We start from the raw sequence: 18,054 nt of genomic DNA on the forward strand, positions 1-18,054 counted from the left end.
CCTAGACTATTGCCGACCAGATAGAAGCGTGCCCTGACAATGTCTGGATTTCACCCAATTCCTCAATGCGAAGGGCCGGGCGAACGATCTTTGCAATCATCGCCGATTGAAGCCCCATCTTGACCTTGGCCCGGTGATTGGCCCGCGCAAGTCGTTCCATTCGTTCGCTCAGCCCATCCCAGATCCGGTGTGAGTCCGGCAGTCCAAGGTGCACCGCCAAAGTGGTATCGGTGTGCTGTGAACAACTTAGGGCAGCATCAATGACCCTCTCCATTGTTCCGCGCCAGATCAGCCCATTTCCTTCGACCACCTCACTCAGGCCGTAACGCTCAGCAACCGGTCCAAGAGCTTCCGGATCATTGGTAAGTACGAGGCCAGAAAGCGATGCTCGCTTGTCTTGTCGGTTAGGAGCAACAGGCCGCAGCTTAGTGCCTTGAACCTCGCAAACAGGTAGACCGGCTGCGGACCAAAGCGCGAGGCCGAGAGCATTCGAATGGCCAGATTGAGGCCAAACCATTGCATGTGCTCGACTGCGCAATGCTTCTGATTTGCGCAATGATTGCCCCATTGCAACGAGCTGGGTCACAGTTTTCGCTTCGCCGTTAGAGAGCTGTGTTTCCGCAATAGCGCTCGGCAGAGTTTCCACCAGCGCTGCGTTGGCAATGGCTCTGTGGAACCGCCGTTCCCAATCTGCCCCATGCGGCGCAAACACGTCCCGCCCCACATCATCAGGTTCGAAGGGGAAGGTCAGTGTTAACTCCGCTCCGCATTCGAGAGCTTGCTCGGCAAATAGAAGATCGGGCACACTTAAGAGCCCGCCAAAGCCGTAGCCAGGTGAAAGGTCTTCCAGCGACGATGCAATGGCTTTGACTGCATCGCTTGCGGTGTCGATGGCTTCTGCTGGCGTACTCTCATTTGACACAAAGTTGACGCTGCAAGGCACACGAAACGGCTCTAGCCACAAGGCTTCCTCGCCTTGGGCCTCGAGAATTCGGTCAAACTGCCCAAGGGTCGCGGCTTGGTCCTCATGTGCGAAGGGCAATCTCTTGTAGGCTAAAGCAAGTGCCGCTGTTGCCTGATCCATCTGCCGCAGCAGCAAGTGAGCTTCAGCCCGCGTTGCCTCACGCCAGTATGCGGTTTCCCCTTCATTTGGGTCGTTCTCGATCAGCTGTAAGACATCTTGCGCAATCCGTCCGGCGCGGGCGTGATCACCGGCGAAGCATGCAAGCGCCGCTGCATTGATCAGGGGATAGCTGTCTTCGCCAAGCGCGTTGGCAGCAAGATAGGCGTCCGAGGCTTGAGAGTAGAGGCGGTTGCGCTCATCTCCGCTCGCTCTTCTGGCAAGATCCTTTAGCAAGCGTCCCTTGAGGGTGAAAACCTTCGGATCGTTTTCAACTTTGCTCAGCCCACTCGACTGAAACAGTGACCAGGCCCGCACTGGGTTTCCAGCGCGGGCAAGGGCAAGAATGGTCTGATGGGTTGGCGTCATGGGCGATTGCCTAGCGCTGTGACTCAACCAAATCCGCCGGGATGACGTACATCGGGGTCGATTATGATTGGAATGTAGTATTTTGGCCTTGGCCTGCCAGTTGGCTTCTTCTTTCGACCGGTCAAATCCAAATGGATGTTGAACGCTTTGGGCGAGTTCACGCTATTGGTGTCGCCACCACCACTGCCACCACCTTTTTGCGTGATGGGATCTGTCGGATCCACTATAAAGTATGCGAACCTGCAGTTATCCCTTTTGTCCTTTTTCTGCTTGTATTGAAGTACCCTTGTCGGATTTTCGAGAGTACCGTTTTCCGTGAGGATCCCGGATGACAGGAATGCGCCGCTATATTCCTTGCTAGTCGAGATGGCAGCACCGCTGCGGTTAAATTGGAGATTTGCATTCTTTGAGACGGAAAGCATAATCAGCTGAGGCTTCTCAGCAGAGATTGAAAGATGCGTTTCTCTTGGATGCTCAGGCTTTCTTATTCGGTTTGTGGATTTAATCCTCGAGTCATCAGGATCCTGATGAAATGCCTCTTGCAGGATTGTTGCAACGTTCGCCGCCGAATCTGGAAGAACAGAAAATTCATCACGTTGCTGCGTGTATTTCAGGCGCCATCCCCTTGCAGTCATAAAGAGCTCCAGGCGAAGCCATACCGCTCGTTTGACATTTGACAGGTTTAGATTTGAAAGCTCCGTTTGAGGAACTTTGAAGCCTTCAAATTTGCTGGCTTCTTCTCGGGCGCTCTCATAATCTTGCACCTTCTGGTTAAATGCGAGCATCGTTTTCTGGAGGTCGGCGCTAAAGATGTCGAAGTCTTTATCCCCACGCATAACTGCCTTGATTTCCTCCTCAGAGAAGGGCTGTGGTGCCCCAGGCAGGTCCAATTCGGAAAAGCCAAATCTACTAGCCATAGCTAACCCCTTAATTTTGCGATCATTTCAAGTTTCAATTTCCAGGCCGCATTTTCCGGATCGCGTTGGACCAGTTCCTCAGCAACCGACTGGGCGCGAGCCAGCCGTTTGTCGGCAGCACGCGTGTCGCCGACATCAATTTCGTCTTCAGCCAGCGCAATCTGCGAGGCCAACCAAAGGTCCTGCCAGTCGCGGTTCTCGGGATCGCGTTCCAGCAACATTTCTGCGTGCTTTTCGCCCTCAAGGCGTGCTGTTCTTTCTTCGGTAAGTTCGCCAAGGCCTGCATGCGTCTCTGCAAGCCAGGCATAGCGGTTCGCAATGTCGACCAAGTGTTTAGGATCTTCGGGTTTCAAGGATGAAGCCTCTAGAAACAAATCGAGCGCTGACCTGCACTGCGTTTGCGCTGATTTCATATCTCCATCGCGCAGCACTTCGAGCGTACAAAGGTTGCCTTCTCCATAGGCGGCCTCAGATACCCATTCGGCTTTGGAAGAGTCTGCCTGATACAGCCTTGCTGTCAGGTCGCGATAGGATGACCACATTGCCTGTGTGCGATCCAGATCATCAGCTGCATAGGCATGATAGCCAACCCAGTAATTGCTCTGGGCATGTTCAAAGATGCGATCCGGATTCTCAGGATCTGCAGAAAGTCCTGCTTCAGTGCCGCGAAAGGCTTCAGCCAAGATCTCACCTGCCTTGGTTCGATCACCACCTTCGAGATGAAGCTCATCTTCTCCGATGGCATGGAGCACTGTTGCCCGCTGAGAAAGGCTTTCTGGTGAGAGACCTTTCAGGTCCTCTTGGGCTTTGTAGTAGGCTAGAGCACGTTCGTTGGCGCGCCTCATAACGTCCAGCCTGCCAACCCCCTTCAGCTCCGTCCGCAACTCACCAACCAAATAGCCAACGACGTTCTCGGCTTCGGCCTGTTGGAACTGCGCTTCATTGCGCGCTTGGAATGCGACGACTGCCATGGCCATCATACATAGAGCGAAGACCCCCACTGCGCCCGTGACGGCCATCACGCGGGTCGTTTTGCGTTGGCTATCGCGCTGGATCAGTGCATCGAGGGGTACATCAACAATCCCAGCAACCAGCTTGAGAAATCCAAGCTTCCAGCCATCTCCCTCTTTCCTGAGGTCTGCGGCGAGCGGTTCCACGCCATCCTCAAGCAAGGCGGGTGGAAAAGCATCTGCAGGTTCACCTTCAACAAGAGCTGCGAGTATGGGCCTATCGGGGTAAAAGCTGCGAAAATACTCGATCTCGCGTTCCACCCACTGTGAAGCTTTTGCCTGGGGGGAACACACGACGACCAAGACCTCAGTTCGCTCCAAAGCGGATTTCACCGTGGTCGACAGGTCCTGCGCAACTGCAAGATACTCACGGTCTCGAAAGATCCGCCCAAGGTCGCGCGGGTGAGAGTTTTGTGAGGCGATTTCACCAAGACCTTTCGGTAGACGATAGGTCTCAAGTTGGGAGTGCAACCGGCGCACCAGTCGCGCATCACTATGACTGTAGCTTATGAAAGCTCTGAAGCTGGCTTGCGACCATTCAACTTTGTTTTGTTCTACCATCGGACTGTATTACGCCACCCCGTCAGATGTGTGTGGTGCAATAAAGGCCGAAACTAACTCACGAGCAACAGAAAATTGTTCTTGCACCAATGCTTGGCTTGCATGTTTAGATGCTTATCAAGGTTTTGAGTGTTCCAACTTACTTGGACCATCGCAGTAATATGCTGGATGTGGAGCTCTGATTATGCGGCATTTGTCACTCATCCATCATGGCCACCAGAACCTCTGAAGAGATTATGCCATCCGAGAAGCAAACGGAATCAATCATGTCTCTCGTACAGCCTTGCCGTGGGCATTCTGTTTCTCAGCAAGCTTTTGACGGAATGAAGCTGATGCAGCCCGGATTCTAGGTATAGACCCGCACTGGAAGACTTGCACATCAGTCTGCGCGCAGCGGTCCCAGAATCAGCGGCAAAGGCGGCATGCACCGATTCGAAATCAGAAGCAGCTCGGCCCTAACTCGACTGACACAAACTAACTGTCTCGAAACTGGTTCGACCGGTCTCGGACTGATTTGACTAACCGAGACAGCTACCGCAAGTCCCGTGCGCTCGGGTTATTGCGCAAAAGGAGAGAAGGCTTGGTCGACAACGACACGTTGAAGGTCGTGGATCAAATCGATGGTCACGAAAATTTGGAACTCACAGACTGGGACGGGTCGGAGGATAATCTACAATCCCACGCTCAAAGTGAGCAAGATTACGAACAGTGTGGGGAGACGACGAACAAGGCCGCGCTTGCCGCTGTCTCTACGCTGGCATTGGCGACTGCTGCCTGTGGCGGGGGAGGAGGCTCGGGAGGCTCGGCCGCACCACCTCCAATAGGGGGAGGAGGAACTCCAGCCCCGACTGTCCTTACCCCACAGAGTGATGTCGAGGCTGCACGTTTTGCATTGAGAGCGGGTCTGTCGGTTTCTCCTGGCGACATTTTGGAGATGCGCTCGGAAGGATACGAGCGTTGGCTCGATAACGAGATCAATCAAACGAATGAACGAAGCGCTGAGCAGTTCCTATCTGAGCTCGGTTTTGAAACCGTCGATGAGGAAGAATGGTACTTCCGTTCTCCGCCCGGTGACTACATGATCTGGAACCAACTGCTGACCGGGCGCAATTCGGTGCGTAAGCGCGTCGCGCTAGCGCTATCGGAGTTCTTCGTTGTCTCAGCTTCCGCTAACCTCAGGGTCTGGCCCAGCACTGCCATTGGTGCCTACTGGGACCTTCTGAAAGAAGAAGCGTTCGGCAATTTCCGAGATCTGCTCGAAGCGGTCACACTTAACGCGGCCATGGGAATTTTTCTCAACACTTTTGGCAACAGAAAGGCGAATCCCGACTCTGGACGTGTTCCAGATGAGAACTTTGGTCGTGAAGTTATGCAGCTGTTCTCCATCGGTTTAGTCGAACTCGATATCGATGGGACCGAGCGGCTCGATGCTTCGGGCAATCCAATTGAGACATACGGCAATGAAGATGTGACTGGAATTGCTAAGGTCTTCACCGGTTATCACTATAGTTACGAAGGCAATATTACCTTCCAGAGTCCGGCGAACCGACCCAATCTAGACCTCCCTGAAGCCCGGCTTTTGCGCAACCCAATGACGGCGGACAATAGTCTTCATGTGCCCAACCGTAGTGATCAGCATTCCCGCCAGGAAAAGAGCTTCCTCGGTGTTACGATACCCTCAGACACTGGGCCTGAGGAGAGCCTCAAGATTGCTATGGATACTCTCTTCAATCACCCCAATGTCGGTCCGTTTTTCGGTAAACAAATGATTCAGCGGCTTGTGACGAGCAATCCGTCGCCTGCGTATGTGCAGCGGGTGGCCGAAACCTTCAATGACAATGGCCAAGGCGTACGCGGTGATTTGCAGGCAGTGTTTAAGGCTGTTCTACTCGACGATGAGGCGTTGTCAGAACAATCGCTGGAAGACTCGACCTTTGGCAAATTGCGTGAACCCATGTTGCGTTTTGTCCAGTGGGCGCGGACGTTTGGAGCCCGATCAAAGAGTGGTGCTTGGTTGATTCCGAATCTTGTGAACCGCTCCACCCGCTTGGGCCAGTCTCCGTTGCGTTCGCCTTCGGTGTTCAATTTTTTCAGACCTGGTTTCATTCCAGCCAATACACAAACTGCCGAAAGGGGGCTGCTCGCCCCGGAATTTCAACTCGTGAACGAGACGACAGCGGCCTCCTATGTCAATTTTATGGAGCGCACGATCAATGGCGGCGGATTTTGGCTCTCTGATGTAGAAGTGACTTACGAAGATGAACTCGAAATTGTCGATGATACAGAAGCATTGCTTGACCGGTTAGATTTGCTGCTGGCTGCGGGTCAATTGTCTAGTGAAACTCGAAGTACAATTGCAGATGCCCTCAATGCGGAGGGAGTGACTGCGACAAGCAGTGAGGAAGATAAGCTCGCCCAGGTCCACCGCGCCATACTCTTGGTGATGGTTTCAAACGACTATCTGGTTCAGCGCTAAAGGAGGCGAGACAATGTTTCACATTGGAAAATCAAACGAAATTACTCGTCGTGCCTTTATGCACCGGTCGAGTCAGTTGGCCGTGATGGGAGCAGCGTCCGGCTATGCGATGGGGCTGGCGGGGCTAAGTGATGCGGCCGCTTTTGATAGCTCTGGTGGATATAAGGCGCTGGTGTGTGTCTTTCTTTTGGGCGGCAACGATCATGCTAACACACTGATCCCATTCGATGTGCCTAATTACAACCGCTATTCGAACATTAGAGGCGGTCTGCCAGCAAACGGCGGGATTGCCATTGCGCGGGATGCACTGGCAGGGCAGGTTCTCAACCCGTTACAAGAGCAAACGCTCACTGACGATATGCAGCTGGCGCTTGCGCCGACAATGCCCCGATTGAAGGCGCGGTTTGACCAAGGGGTCATGGCGCCCCTGCTCAATGTTGGGCCCTTGATTGCGCCGATTACGCGCCAACAATTTGACAGCGAGGATCTGGTCAGTTTCCCAAGGCCGGCCAATCTATTCTCGCACAATGACCAGCAGTCGACCTGGCAATCGGGCTCTCCTGAAGGATCGGTCTCGGGCTGGGGTGGGCGGATTGGCGATCTGGCAGCCAGCAGCAATACCAATTCGATGTTCACCGCGATCAACGCTTCGGGTAGTGGGGTGTTTCTTTCTGGCGACCAGACCCAACCATATGGCATATCGTCCAACGGGGCGATCACCGTGAGGGCATTGAATCGAAGGCTTTACGGCTCGCAAGCAGCTAGTGATGCGCTTCGGACTTTGCTGACGGCAGGTACTGGCCATGTCTTTGGTAATGACTACGCCATGGCGAACGCGCGCTCAATCCAGTTCTCTGGTTTCATCAGCGATGCGCTCGAGAATGTCAGCCTTAACACCGACTTTGGGGACGGCAGCCTTGCCAGCCAACTTAAGACTGTCGCGCAACTGATTGCTGCGCGCGGATCACTTGGCGTAACGCGGCAAGTCTTTCTCGTCGCAACGGGCGGGTTTGATAATCACGATGGCTTGATCGGCACGCATGAAGGGCTGTTGGCAAGCGTCGACACCGCGCTCGATGCGTTTTACCAAGCGATGGAGGAAGTCGGAGTGGCGGATCAGGTGACTGCATTCACTGCCTCTGATTTTGGTCGCACGCTTGCCTCCAATGGTGATGGATCGGACCACGGGTGGGGTGGACATCACCTCGTATTGGGCGGTGCGGTCAATGGTGGCCAGTTCTACGGTACAGCCCCCACGATTTCGATTGATGCCGATGACCAAGTGGGACGAGGAAGGCTACTTCCTTCAACGTCAGTTGACGAATACTCGGCTACTTTGGCCAAATGGCTGGGGGTCGAAGCGAGCGAGATCCCGTTGGTCTCCCCCAATATCGGTAATTTCAACTCGCCGGATCTTGGCTTTATGCGGGAGGCAGTGCCGGCCGGGTAGCCGCAGAGAATTTGAGGGCGCGCCGCGCCGCGCCCTTTGGTCTCAGCAAAGAATTTCTGCGTGAGATGCCAGAAGTGACTTTTTGCACATTGTTGGATCGGGCGGGTCGCTATTCCCTGCTCATGGGCCATGAGTTCCTGGCCCAAGCGACCCGAAGCCTGGCTCCCCGTTTTTTTCGGGGAGCTTTTTTTTGCGCTTCTCAAGGCACTGAAGTTCAGCCCCAATCAAATGTCTTCGCACTGGTCCATCAGGCCGTTGATGTCCGGAATGACAAGGCTTCTGCCCTTTTTTCGCAAAAGGCCAAGCGTGGTGAGTTCGCTGATCGCGCGAGTGATGGTTTCGCGCTGACCACCAACCGTGGCCGCCCATTCTGCATGGGTCGGCGGATTGCACAGGATAATCTCATCTTCCTCGCCATCCTGCGCCATCGCAGTGCGAATGAGCTCGGTATAGAATCGCATTTTCACCGAGCTTGCCGTGGTCTCATAAATCCGATTGGAGAGATCTCTAATCCGCGATGAGAGGTCGCGTAACAGTGCTTGGGTCACGCTCGGCAACTCCACCATGAGTTCACGAAAGGCCGCTCCGCTGAGACGACCCATGACGACCTCAGAGAGCGCAACAATGTTGACCGAGCGTGGCTGTCCATCGAAAACCGCCAGTTCTCCGACGTAAGAGTATGCCGGTAATCGCCGATAGCTTATCTCGCGGCCAGCGAGCGAATAACGGTTCGCAAGAGCTTGTCCTTCGAGCAATAGAAACACGTCGGTGTCGTGCGCTTCGTGGGCGATTATCGTCTCCCCGCGTTCGAATCGCACCAAAGATACCTTGTTCAATACAGTTTGTAGATCTTCGTCACTGAGTTCTTCAAAGATGCTGAACTCGCGCAGCTTTTCTTCAATATTATTGTCTGCTGTCATGTATGAGTCCCCGTTTATCGCGAGCCGACTTGCCAGACCCCCTCAAACTGTGAAAGAGTGCCTGTGGGTAGTAAAAGAGGGGGAGCTAAGTGTCCAATGTTGCTGGAAAAGCTTATGGGATGATAGTCATCACCCCTTTGGCAAAACGCCTTGGGTGGACAAACAAATGGGTGTTCCGCTTTGGCCGCAGCTTCCCCAGAACATTGGCGGGGCTGATCGGGCTTAAGTTTATCCATTTTGCGCGATGGGTGATTATTCCCAAAGATGCATGGCCCACGCTTTGTGAAGACAAGGAGAAGCTTGACCGGGATACCATGCTGTTCCTGTCGAACTTTAATGGAACCTGGGATCAATATATCGACGCATTTTCGGACGGCATTCCGACAGGACTTGACCTGTTTTGGTACAAGAATGCTCGCTACCCGGGCTCTGTCCCCATCACCCCATTCAAGGACTATATTCGGGCAAATCAGATCAATTGCGACTTCTACTACAATGCGACGCCGGGGGCAGCATACCGCGATATTGTGTCAGCCTTGCGGGTCAAACGTGCGTTGCTTGAACTGGAAGAGGTGTATCGTGACCCAGACACTTCGTCAGAGGAATTCGCGCACGCCTATCGGACGAAATTGAAGCACATACAGAATGATCTGACCACGCAAGGGTTCTCACCCGTTGCTTCGATTTCGACAGACGTGGCCGAAGAGCATCGTCAGCAATTCAACGCGCTGCAGAACACCTTCAACGAAGCCTGGCTCAAACAGTACAACACGGGGGAGGATGACAATGCCAAGCATTGACGGCGGATACTATTTCCTCACCGTACTTGTGCCTGTTCGGCGGGCTTGGAATGCAGGTGAAGAGGACGGCCGCGCCGCGCCCATTATCGAACTCCGCAAAACGCTGGCGCAGTTGCCAACGGCGATGCAGACACCTGGTGCCCACGAAAGCGGTGAGATCAGTGCGTTTTCCAGGTCCACACGCACTCATTTTGCCCGTTTTTCGGTGATCGACCGCCTTGGCTATAACGGGTATGAAGCGGCCGACCCTGTGCTGGACACGCTGGGCCTTGCCACACCGTCCGTTGCCCGGACTGAGCTTGAAAGCCCTTACCTGCTTTTCGCAGCCGAGTTTGATGCTCCGAGCGGCTCTCGAAACTATGATTTAGCCGTGTACTTGCGCGAGTTGTGGGAGGTCATGGAGGATGATCTGGTTAAGGTTTTCTCCAATTGCGTCGCCTTTGATAAGGGCTCAGTTACGACCGCTGCCGAATTCATCGAATACATCAAGCGCTGCGAGCTTGAGACAACGATGCCGTTTAATTTCTATTGGGCCGAACCCCCAACGAGCCTGCCGACACTCACGCTCAAAGGTCTGGCGATTGGGGCTGGGCTCACAGGTCTGGCCATGGGGGCGTTGTTTTGGTGGCTGTTTAGTCCCTACAACCCCATCGGCCCACTCGGCTATTGGTGGGCGCTCATTCCAGGCGCGATTGCCGCTATCGGTGGTGCGATTGGCTTTGTTGCTATGCGATTCAAGAAGTACGGCGACCGGGCATTTCCAACTCCGCCCGATGGAGATTTGATCTCCGTCCTTAAGGGGCTGCATTTGCAGAACACATTTGGGCAATTCGTGATCGACAACCAGGGGGCAGGGGAGGCCGATTTGCACAAGGCTTTCGGGGAGTATCTTGATAAGAATGAGCCGCAAAAACCAGAACCGCGCCATCCGGCAGGGGAGGTGTTTGGATGACTCAGGCTGCCGATAATGAGCGCATTGCGCTGCGACTCGCTGACATTCAGGGTAATATCCTCAACGCCTACGGCAAGCAGGGCTTTCCCAAAGGCAGAGCGATCTTCTTGCATGTCGACAACGGCAAGAAGGGCCGCGAATTCCTTGAGGAGTTCTATGACCGTGTCACGACAGCCGTTCGCTGGAAAAGCGACAATCCCTATGCTCCCAAAGCAGAAACCAGTGCATCCGAAAGGCCACCGGTAACACTCAACTTTGCGTTCACATTCAATGGGCTTGTTGCGCTTGGCGTGCCGATTAAAACCCTTTCAATGATGCCCGCCGAATTCCTTCAGGGGATGCGCGCGAGGGCGCCTATTTTGGGAGACACCTTGCCCGACGGTGCACTCGACCGCTGGGACGAGGTCTGGAAGCACGAGGCGCAAGCGGGAAGCGACAAGGCTGTGCACATCATGGCTTTGCTCAATTCCAATATGGACCCAGCCACAGGTGAGCCTGTTCCGGAAATGGAAGAGCTTACCAACCTCATTCGCAACCATTGCAATGATGGCGGGGTGCGTATCCTAACGGGTCATGGCGTGGGCGAAGCCGACTACCAGGACATGAGTGCGCGCCTGATCCAGGATGCTGAAACCGGGCAATTCAAGCCTGTGCCTCTTGAACACTTCGGATTTGTCGACGGCATCAGCGATCCCGTCTTTGAAGGTCAGTTCCTGCCTGCAAATGAGGAAGAACGTAAGGTCGGCAATGGCAAATTCACTGGCGAGCTCAAAACTCAGGAAGAGGTCGAGAATCCCGACAACTGGGCTCCATTGGCCACCGGTGAATTTCTTCTGGGCTATCCTGATGAAGCCAAGGAAATGCCGCCTGCCGCGCTGCCCAATCTTTTCAGTACCAATGGTACATTCATGGCTTACCGCAAGCTTGAGGAAAACGTGGAGTCGTTCCACGAATACATCGACAACACCGTCCCTGAATTCGCCAAGGTTTATGGCATCGCAGATCAGGACGAAGCGCGTGCGACGCTTTTCGCCAAATTCTCTGGTCGCTGGCAAGATGGCGTGCCTTTGGCACTCGCCCCCACTTACGCTGACTGGATAACCTTTAACGAGCAACATCAAGATGATGTGACGCGGCGCCCTTTACTTTCACGCTTCATATACGGCGATGACAAGGATGGGGCAGCGTGCCCGGCAAGCTCGCATACCAGACGCGTCCATCCGCGCGATATGCTGGGACCTGGCGATGCTAGTGGAACAATTCTAGTGAACCGGAGGCGCATTCTGCGGCGCGGGCTTCCCTATGATGCCACCAAAGACAGCAAGCGTGAGCGAGGTATTGTGATGCTCATCTGCTGCTCCAGCTTGGAACGGCAATTTGAGTTCGTCCAGCAACAGTGGATCAACTACGGCATGGATTCGAATGCCGGTAACGATACCTGTCCGATGTTGGGAGTCCGGCAAGACGACAAGTTGAAATTCGTGATCCCAAATGATCCCGAAGGCGAGGGCGCGCCCTACATTTGCTCTAACCTTCCACAGTTTGTGGAGACTAAGGGGGGAGCTTACTTTTTCGTGCCGAGCATGACGAGCCTCAGAATGATCGCCATTGGGATGATCGATCCGACCTGAGTTGGCTTAGTCGTAAAGCACCCAGAGGTTTTCAGGGAAGGGCCCCAATTTTGTCATCTTCCCTTCTTTCCCCGGAGCGCGGCGGACATTGTCACGCTTCAAAAGGGCTTTGAATGTCTGGGTGATTTGTGCGCGGGCAAGCGGCGCACCAATGCACCAATGCAGACCAAATCCCAAGAGCATTGAGTTGGTTTGCTCGCGGTGTGGATTGAACGTGCCTGGGTCTTCGACACGCCGGGGATCGTGCATCGCCGATTGGGTCGAGACGATCATGTTGGTCCCCTTCGTAATCAGCTTTTCGCGCCGCGTACCTGCAGCGACGACAAAATCCTCGCCTGCAACACGGAACGGTCCAGGGTTGATCGGCCAAAAGCGCATCGCCTCAAACAGGCACCCCGCCAAGAGATCGTCATCATCTGCGATTGCGGCAGCACGGGCCTGCCTCATCCAATCGGGATTGCTCAACAGCAACTCCAATACATGTCCTGACGCCATTGTATTGGTTGGCACAAAGCCTGTGATCATCCCTAGCATGATTGCCCGCAGGACGTTGTCAGGCATGGCCTCGGGCGCTTCTTTTTGCCGCTGAACAAAACGCGCAATGATCGTGTCTTCGGTTGGGCCAGCTTGCGCTCTGTCAATTGCTTCATCGACGATTGGGCGGACCAAAGCGGCCGCTGCAAAGGCCGCTTCCTTGATCTTGGGATCGTTCGCAGGATCGCCAAACATGTAGCTGCTCATCGCTATCGTCCAGCGCGCGAAACCCGCCTTGTCTTCGACCCTTAGGCCATAATATTTTTCGCAGATCAGAATGGGAATTAAGATCAGTAATCCTCCGATACCATCGATCTTTCCCTCCCCTTCGTTCACCAAGCGATGCGCTTCCTGATAGGAAAAGGGTGCGATAATCGCGTCATTGTCCTCGGGTGGATATACCCGCATGATCTCATGATGCATCGCCTGGTATTCGTCACTATCGGCCATGCCGAGGACGAAATTCGGGCCAGCGGCCAAGTCTTTCATCTTAGGCCCAAAAGGGGTGGCAACCGCTTTGTCGTTTTGCATCGCCTCCGCAACATCGTCAAAGCGCGTTATGGCCGCCCATCCGAAAAGGTTTGGGATCGGCCACCAACGGCGCAAGAACTTAAAAACCGCTAGTGGATGGCGGAAGAGATAACTCGTGAACCGAGAGACGAACCCGTCGGACTGCAACAGCGTAGGATCAAATCCATTGTCGGTGCGACTATGGCCCGTTGCCGAAGAAGCACCCTGCGGCTCACCTCGCGAAAGCGCGGCTACATTGCCCATATTGTCCCCCCCTTTAGATCGCAATTCAATACTTTAAAGTCACGAATAGATGTTCACGCCGGTAGTTTATCTGAGATCCCGTAGTTTTCCCATAGTTGGGAGTTCAATTTTGAACAAAGCACAGCATTTTGATCACTGGTCCAGTTTCTTGCCAGCCGCGCAGCCTCACTAGCATCGTCGAGCTTATTGTCCTTGTGGTCCAAAACCGCCTTAAGGCCATAATACTCGCCAAACATATGATACATGCCGTACTCAACCGCGGTCTCAATCGACCAGACATTGGCTTCTCTGGCTTTGTCCAGATTTCCCTGAGCAAGCCATGCAAGACCCTCCCAATGTTTGAACGTTGGCTGGTAAACAATACTGCGTGTTAGGCGATAGCCCTCAATCGCCTCTGCCAAGTTTTGGGCCGCATTCGGTGCGCCGCGTAATGCTTCATAATGGGCAAGGAACACCTTCAAGGTGAAAAAGAAATAGGGGATGTCATTCTTCTCACTCAGTGCAATATGCTCCAGATAATCCTGCTCTAACCCGTCAAAATCTCCCTGCATCAAGCGGCTATAGTTGCGCCCGACGGCAGCAAATGCCCGAGTATAGGGTTGACGGATCGCGTTGGCGCGTTTGGTGGCGGATTGATAGAGATTGGTGCTCAGCGCGTTTTCCTCGAGATAGATCGAGGCCATCGCGGCATAAGACTGCATGGCGACAATCAAATCATCGGCGACGATTTCTTCAGCAATGGAATCGCCGAGTTGGCCAAGCAGTTCGATGCCACTCAAAAGATCATCGACGCTCTGTTTGTAGTTGCCCAATGGGAAGCTGGCGATGCCACGGCTGCGATAACCGATAAGACGCCAAACATCATCTTTAAACTCCTCCCCCAAAGAGAGCATTTCCGCGCCGCGTTCTTGTGTGGCCTGAATTCTGCTTAGCTGCAGGTCGTAGGATTGTTGCCCATGCATTGATGCCAGCAATTTGGTTCTGTCTCCGCGTTCTTCCGCCAGGTGGCGGGCCTTCGCAAAAATCTCACCAGTTTCAGGGTTGGCATGCCCTACATGTGCCAACAGCACCTTTCCGAGGGTCAAAAGCAGGTCGAGCTCAAGCCTTGCTCGCTCGCGTGGGTCGCCGACTTGATTAATCAGCTCAAGCCCTCTCCTAAGCCGCGCTTCAGCCTCGCTCATGGCGAACACCCTCATGGCGTCCTGTCCTGCCAACAACCAATAATGGATTGAGCGCGCGGGCAGATCAGCTTCCAGGGCATAGTGCGCCCAACGTTCTGCATCTGTTGGATTATCGGCCCTCTCATCCTGCTCCAATGCCTCTAATAGGCGGGCGTTGTATTCGCGTCGTTCTCCTCGAACGAGAGTGGAGTAGGCGATCTCCTGAATCAGCACGTGACGAAACTGGAAATGCTCTGCATCTTCCGAAAGCGGCACCGTCATGCCCGAATTGAGCAATGTGTCGCAGCCGCGCTCGATAAGAGGCGATAAGTCTGGAGCGACCTTGGCAAGGTCGTCCTTTGTGAATTCGCGCCCAACGACAGAGGCGATTTGCGCGATGCGCTTGGCTTCCCCCAATTGATCAAGACGGGCAAGAAGCGAGTCTTGCAGCGTTTCAGGCAGCGTAAAGGTTGATTGCAATTCGAAGCCATCGGCCACATTGCCCGGGACGTGGGCATCGGAATCGAGGATTGCCTTGGTCAATTCCTCAACAAAAAGGGCGATACCGCCAGACCGTTCAGTGATCGCATCTACCATGGATGCCGAGGCCTGCGCCCCGAGTACTTGATTGATGAGCTCGCGGGATTCATCGCTGGTGAAGGGGGGTAAGGCGATCGTGTCGATGCTGCTGGAAACTTCCCAGGTCTCTTCGATCTCTGGTCGAGCGGTCATAATCACCAAAACACGACCAAGATCGCCACGCGTCAGGGTCTTTTCGACCAAGGCGCGGGAGCTTGGATCGGCCCAATGCATATCCTCAATGACGACAACTGCGGGTTGCCTTTCAGACAGCAAGTCGATCTGATGGATAATCGCATCAATAGTCGCGGTACGCAGCTGGTTTGATGTCATCGCCAGCACCTCTTCAGGTGCCTCGGCGTCGAGCCCGATCAATCGGCAAATCAGGTGCCGATCCAGCTCACTCGTTCCCGGTGCAAGGCGCAAATCTAGCGCTTCGAGCGAGGGGGAAGACTGATGATCGCTCGCCCCAGCTATGCTTCTAAACCTTGAAATAAAGGGGCGAAGCGCTGCTTGTCGGCTGTGGGGGGCACAAAAGCAGGGAATGAAGACGACATTGGAGTGGTCGAGCGAGTTGACGAAATCCGCAACGAGCCGTGATTTGCCCACGCCAGCTTCTCCAACGACCATACAGGTTTTGCCGATTCCCTCGAGGGTCTGGTCCCATTTTTTCCGGAGCGCCGCTGTTTGTGCTTCACGTCCAATCAGCGTGGAGCCGCCTCCCCGCAGAGCGTGGAAACGGTCGTTTTCGCTGCGGGCAACAACACCAAAAGCCTGGACGTCATCGGTAAAGCCCTTGGCCTCGATGATCCCGAGGTCATCAAGCTGGAACAGGCCGCCGACTAAGCGTCTTGTGGTTTCCGCAATAACACATTGATTTGCCTTGGCGTACGACTGAAGCCTTGCAGCAAGGCTAGTGACACGGCCGGCGGCGCTATTGCCAGTGTCTCCGTCCTCAATGCGACCCACAATGCTTGTGCCGGTTGCAATGCCCACCCGCGCTTCGGCTTTTTCGCCATTGGGCAGTGTGATCTTTGAAACCGCTTCGATCAGAGCAAGGCCTGAAAGGATCGCGCATTCGGCCGCATCTTCGCGCGCTACCGGATAGCCGAAATAGATTATCCCCCCATCACCAACATGTGCGCCCACGAAGGCATCGAATGGGCGCACGGCGGAGGAGGCCACACTGTGAAAATTGGCGATGGCCTCTCGAAAATCCTCTGGCTCAACGCTGGTTGAGAGCTCTGTTGATCCGACCAGATCGTAAAAGAGGACGGTAATTTGGCGCCGTTCCGTTTCCGGAGCCGTTCTTGCCTTTTGAACGGCGTCAAGCTTCGTTCCGCAGTTACTGCAGAACTTGTGCCCTTTGAGACGTTCGTTTTGGCATTGCCCGCAGCCCATGCGGCCTGAATAACGGGCAAAGCCGTGGTTCAAAAGCGCTTTTTTCACAGCTGACGTTGGCAGATACTGCTCATGACCTTGGCAGTTGCTGGCGCAGTTGCGACCGAAGGCTTTTGCCAAAGCGGCGAGCTCGATCTTTGGGGGGCCATCGCAAGCGTTTCAGGCAACAGGCGCATGTGTCAGGCGTACAAGGGCACTGGCCCACGGGGATGTTCGCTAGAACACGCCACGCACGCAAGAAATATGCAGTTTTCCTACGCCCCTCGGCGCTGCTACCCAGCAGTCATGCGTTGTTCTTCCCTCAAGTCACTAATCGCTTTTCTCGATCAAAATCTGCATAACTGATCGAGAGGATTTTAACCCTTAGACAGTGTCTCAAGTGTCTCAAGCGGCCCGGAACGCACCCTCGCGTGCACACCGTTTTTTATGCAAGACTTGACTACCAAACGGCCACTCACCTCACCACAAATGTCTATCCAGCACCATATTGACCCGGCCCAATCTACGATTTGCTGCCCTAGCGCCCTAATTCGCTTGGCCTCATGCACTGGCGAGGTGCACCGGATGCGGTTGAGGCGGGGAAAGCGCATGAAGAGATCGGATCTACGGAGCTTGCAGGAGCAAGCGCTGTCCAATCCAATGGGATTGTGGCCATCCAGTTTTGACATGTCAGGGAAATGGTGCCGGCTGCAGGAGTCGAACCCGCGGCCTGATGATTACAAATCAACTGCTCTACCAACTGAGCTAAGCCGGCCCATTTTCGTGCGTGAGCAAGGTAACTGCACGCGCCGCATTACTGCGAAAGCGCCCGCTAGCCGCAAAGGGTATGCGATGTCCAGCCCACTTTTGCAGGAATTGGCAGAACGGCATCATTCATTCATCGAAGAACCCCTCCGATACAGTCAAATGCTCTTGTAAAATCTATCCTAAAGATACATCTTAACTGCTTACCAGGGACGGGACATGGACGAACTGCATCAGAAAGAATTGGTCTTTGAGCGCAACGAGAAATCAAAGGGCGTAGCATACATCCTTTGGCTGTTCTTTGGTTGGTTGGGCGTCCACCGCTTTTACGCAGGGAAGACCGGCTCGGGCCTCGCCCAGCTGTTGCTTTCCCTCTCGGTCGTTGGGCTTGCAGTTACGATCTTGTGGTGGTTGGTGGATGCATTTTTGATCCCTGACATGATCAATCAGCACAATTTGAACGCGATCGATATGATCTATGGGAATGAGCCTCCAAAGCCCGAACCGGAGGCAGCAAAACGTCAGCTTCCGAACGAAATGGACAGTCGGCGCCAAGCAATGCTCAATGACCTGAAGCAAACAGGCTACAAGAAAGAACGTCGCGACGATATTACTCGGCTTTATAGGTAGTTGCGCCCGAAGACGCATGTCTGCGC

13 protein-coding genes and 1 tRNA gene are annotated in these 18,054 nt (G+C 54.3%); 7 read left to right on the forward strand and 7 right to left on the reverse strand.

Annotated features, from left to right (window positions below; genetic code table 11):
* Position 1: 1 nt before the first annotated feature.
* Genes Q0778_RS14580 through Q0778_RS14590 form a run of 3 tightly spaced genes read right to left on the reverse strand, consistent with a single transcriptional unit; the run spans position 2 to position 3,977 of the window.
* Positions 2-1,489, reverse strand: coding sequence for a tetratricopeptide repeat-containing protein (locus Q0778_RS14580; RefSeq protein ID WP_298337056.1), 1,488 nt, complete (start codon positions 1,487-1,489; stop codon positions 2-4).
* Between the two features lie 23 nt (positions 1,490-1,512).
* The gene (locus tag Q0778_RS14585; protein ID WP_298337058.1) at positions 1,513-2,406 is read right to left on the reverse strand and encodes a hypothetical protein; all 894 of its coding nucleotides are present in this window, start codon (positions 2,404-2,406) and stop codon (positions 1,513-1,515) included.
* Between the two features lie 2 nt (positions 2,407-2,408).
* Positions 2,409-3,977, reverse strand: coding sequence for a toll/interleukin-1 receptor domain-containing protein (locus tag Q0778_RS14590; RefSeq protein ID WP_298337059.1), 1,569 nt, complete (start codon positions 3,975-3,977; stop codon positions 2,409-2,411).
* A gap of 580 nt (positions 3,978-4,557) precedes the next feature.
* On the opposite strand from Q0778_RS14590, the gene Q0778_RS14595 reads away from it, so the two are divergent.
* The gene (locus tag Q0778_RS14595) at positions 4,558-6,453 is read left to right on the forward strand and encodes a DUF1800 family protein (RefSeq protein ID WP_298337061.1); all 1,896 of its coding nucleotides are present in this window, start codon (positions 4,558-4,560) and stop codon (positions 6,451-6,453) included.
* 13 nt (positions 6,454-6,466) lie between these two features.
* On the forward strand, positions 6,467-7,903 hold the full coding sequence (locus Q0778_RS14600; protein WP_298337063.1) for a DUF1501 domain-containing protein: 1,437 nt from the start codon (positions 6,467-6,469) through the stop codon (positions 7,901-7,903).
* 224 nt (positions 7,904-8,127) lie between these two features.
* On the opposite strand, the gene Q0778_RS14605 is transcribed toward Q0778_RS14600, so the two are convergent.
* The gene (locus tag Q0778_RS14605; protein WP_298337065.1) at positions 8,128-8,823 is read right to left on the reverse strand and encodes a Crp/Fnr family transcriptional regulator; all 696 of its coding nucleotides are present in this window, start codon (positions 8,821-8,823) and stop codon (positions 8,128-8,130) included.
* 119 nt (positions 8,824-8,942) lie between these two features.
* Here Q0778_RS14605 and Q0778_RS14610 point away from each other — a divergent pair, with 119 nt between their 5' ends.
* The 3 genes from Q0778_RS14610 to Q0778_RS14620 are packed head-to-tail and all read left to right on the forward strand — an operon-like array spanning position 8,943 to position 12,206.
* Positions 8,943-9,623, forward strand: a complete 681-nt coding sequence (locus Q0778_RS14610) for a hypothetical protein (RefSeq protein WP_298337067.1) — start codon at positions 8,943-8,945, stop codon at positions 9,621-9,623.
* Entirely contained in the window at positions 9,610-10,575 is a 966-nt protein-coding gene (locus Q0778_RS14615) for a hypothetical protein (protein WP_298337069.1), read from the forward strand. Before Q0778_RS14610 ends, Q0778_RS14615 begins: the two co-directional genes overlap by 14 nt.
* Positions 10,572-12,206: a hypothetical protein gene (locus Q0778_RS14620; protein ID WP_298337071.1), complete on the forward strand. Its 1,635-nt coding sequence runs from the start codon at positions 10,572-10,574 to the stop codon at positions 12,204-12,206. The genes Q0778_RS14615 and Q0778_RS14620 overlap by 4 nt, the downstream gene beginning before the upstream one ends.
* A gap of 6 nt (positions 12,207-12,212) precedes the next feature.
* On the opposite strand, the gene Q0778_RS14625 is transcribed toward Q0778_RS14620, so the two are convergent.
* Together Q0778_RS14625 and Q0778_RS14630 are read right to left on the reverse strand one after the other, a co-directional pair.
* A complete protein-coding gene (locus tag Q0778_RS14625) occupies positions 12,213-13,514 on the reverse strand; it encodes a cytochrome P450 (protein WP_298337072.1) in 1,302 nt (433 codons plus the stop codon).
* Positions 13,515-13,567: 53 nt separating this feature from the next.
* Positions 13,568-16,774, reverse strand: a complete 3,207-nt coding sequence (locus Q0778_RS14630; RefSeq protein WP_298337074.1) for an AAA family ATPase — start codon at positions 16,772-16,774, stop codon at positions 13,568-13,570.
* A gap of 422 nt (positions 16,775-17,196) precedes the next feature.
* On the opposite strand from Q0778_RS14630, the gene Q0778_RS14635 reads away from it, so the two are divergent.
* Complete coding sequence (locus tag Q0778_RS14635) at positions 17,197-17,319, forward strand: hypothetical protein (RefSeq protein WP_298337077.1); 123 nt, start codon at positions 17,197-17,199, stop codon at positions 17,317-17,319.
* Positions 17,320-17,332: 13 nt separating this feature from the next.
* Here Q0778_RS14635 and Q0778_RS14640 read toward each other — a convergent pair.
* Positions 17,333-17,408 (reverse strand) — tRNA-Thr (locus Q0778_RS14640).
* 209 nt (positions 17,409-17,617) lie between these two features.
* Here Q0778_RS14640 and Q0778_RS14645 point away from each other — a divergent pair.
* Positions 17,618-18,028, forward strand: a complete 411-nt coding sequence (locus Q0778_RS14645; RefSeq protein WP_298337080.1) for a TM2 domain-containing protein — start codon at positions 17,618-17,620, stop codon at positions 18,026-18,028.
* The last annotated feature ends 26 nt before the right edge of the window (positions 18,029-18,054 follow it).

It is taken from the genome of uncultured Erythrobacter sp., from assembly GCF_947502395.1.
Taxonomy (GTDB): Bacteria; Pseudomonadota; Alphaproteobacteria; order Sphingomonadales; family Sphingomonadaceae; genus Erythrobacter.

Coding starts and splice junctions, on each gene's coding strand:
- Q0778_RS14620 (WP_298337071.1), top strand. CDS start 10,572: ATGACTCAGGCTGCCGATAATGAGCGCATTGCGCTGCGACTCGCTGAC.
- Q0778_RS14610 (WP_298337067.1), top strand. CDS start 8,943: ATGATAGTCATCACCCCTTTGGCAAAACGCCTTGGGTGGACAAACAAA.
- Q0778_RS14590 (WP_298337059.1), bottom strand. CDS start 3,977: ATGGTAGAACAAAACAAAGTTGAATGGTCGCAAGCCAGCTTCAGAGCT.
- Q0778_RS14625 (WP_298337072.1), bottom strand. CDS start 13,514: ATGGGCAATGTAGCCGCGCTTTCGCGAGGTGAGCCGCAGGGTGCTTCT.
- Q0778_RS14615 (WP_298337069.1), top strand. CDS start 9,610: ATGCCAAGCATTGACGGCGGATACTATTTCCTCACCGTACTTGTGCCT.
- Q0778_RS14635 (WP_298337077.1), top strand. CDS start 17,197: ATGCACTGGCGAGGTGCACCGGATGCGGTTGAGGCGGGGAAAGCGCAT.
- Q0778_RS14605 (WP_298337065.1), bottom strand. CDS start 8,823: ATGACAGCAGACAATAATATTGAAGAAAAGCTGCGCGAGTTCAGCATC.
- Q0778_RS14580 (WP_298337056.1), bottom strand. CDS start 1,489: ATGACGCCAACCCATCAGACCATTCTTGCCCTTGCCCGCGCTGGAAAC.
- Q0778_RS14585 (WP_298337058.1), bottom strand. CDS start 2,406: ATGGCTAGTAGATTTGGCTTTTCCGAATTGGACCTGCCTGGGGCACCA.
- Q0778_RS14645 (WP_298337080.1), top strand. CDS start 17,618: ATGGACGAACTGCATCAGAAAGAATTGGTCTTTGAGCGCAACGAGAAA.
- Q0778_RS14600 (WP_298337063.1), top strand. CDS start 6,467: ATGTTTCACATTGGAAAATCAAACGAAATTACTCGTCGTGCCTTTATG.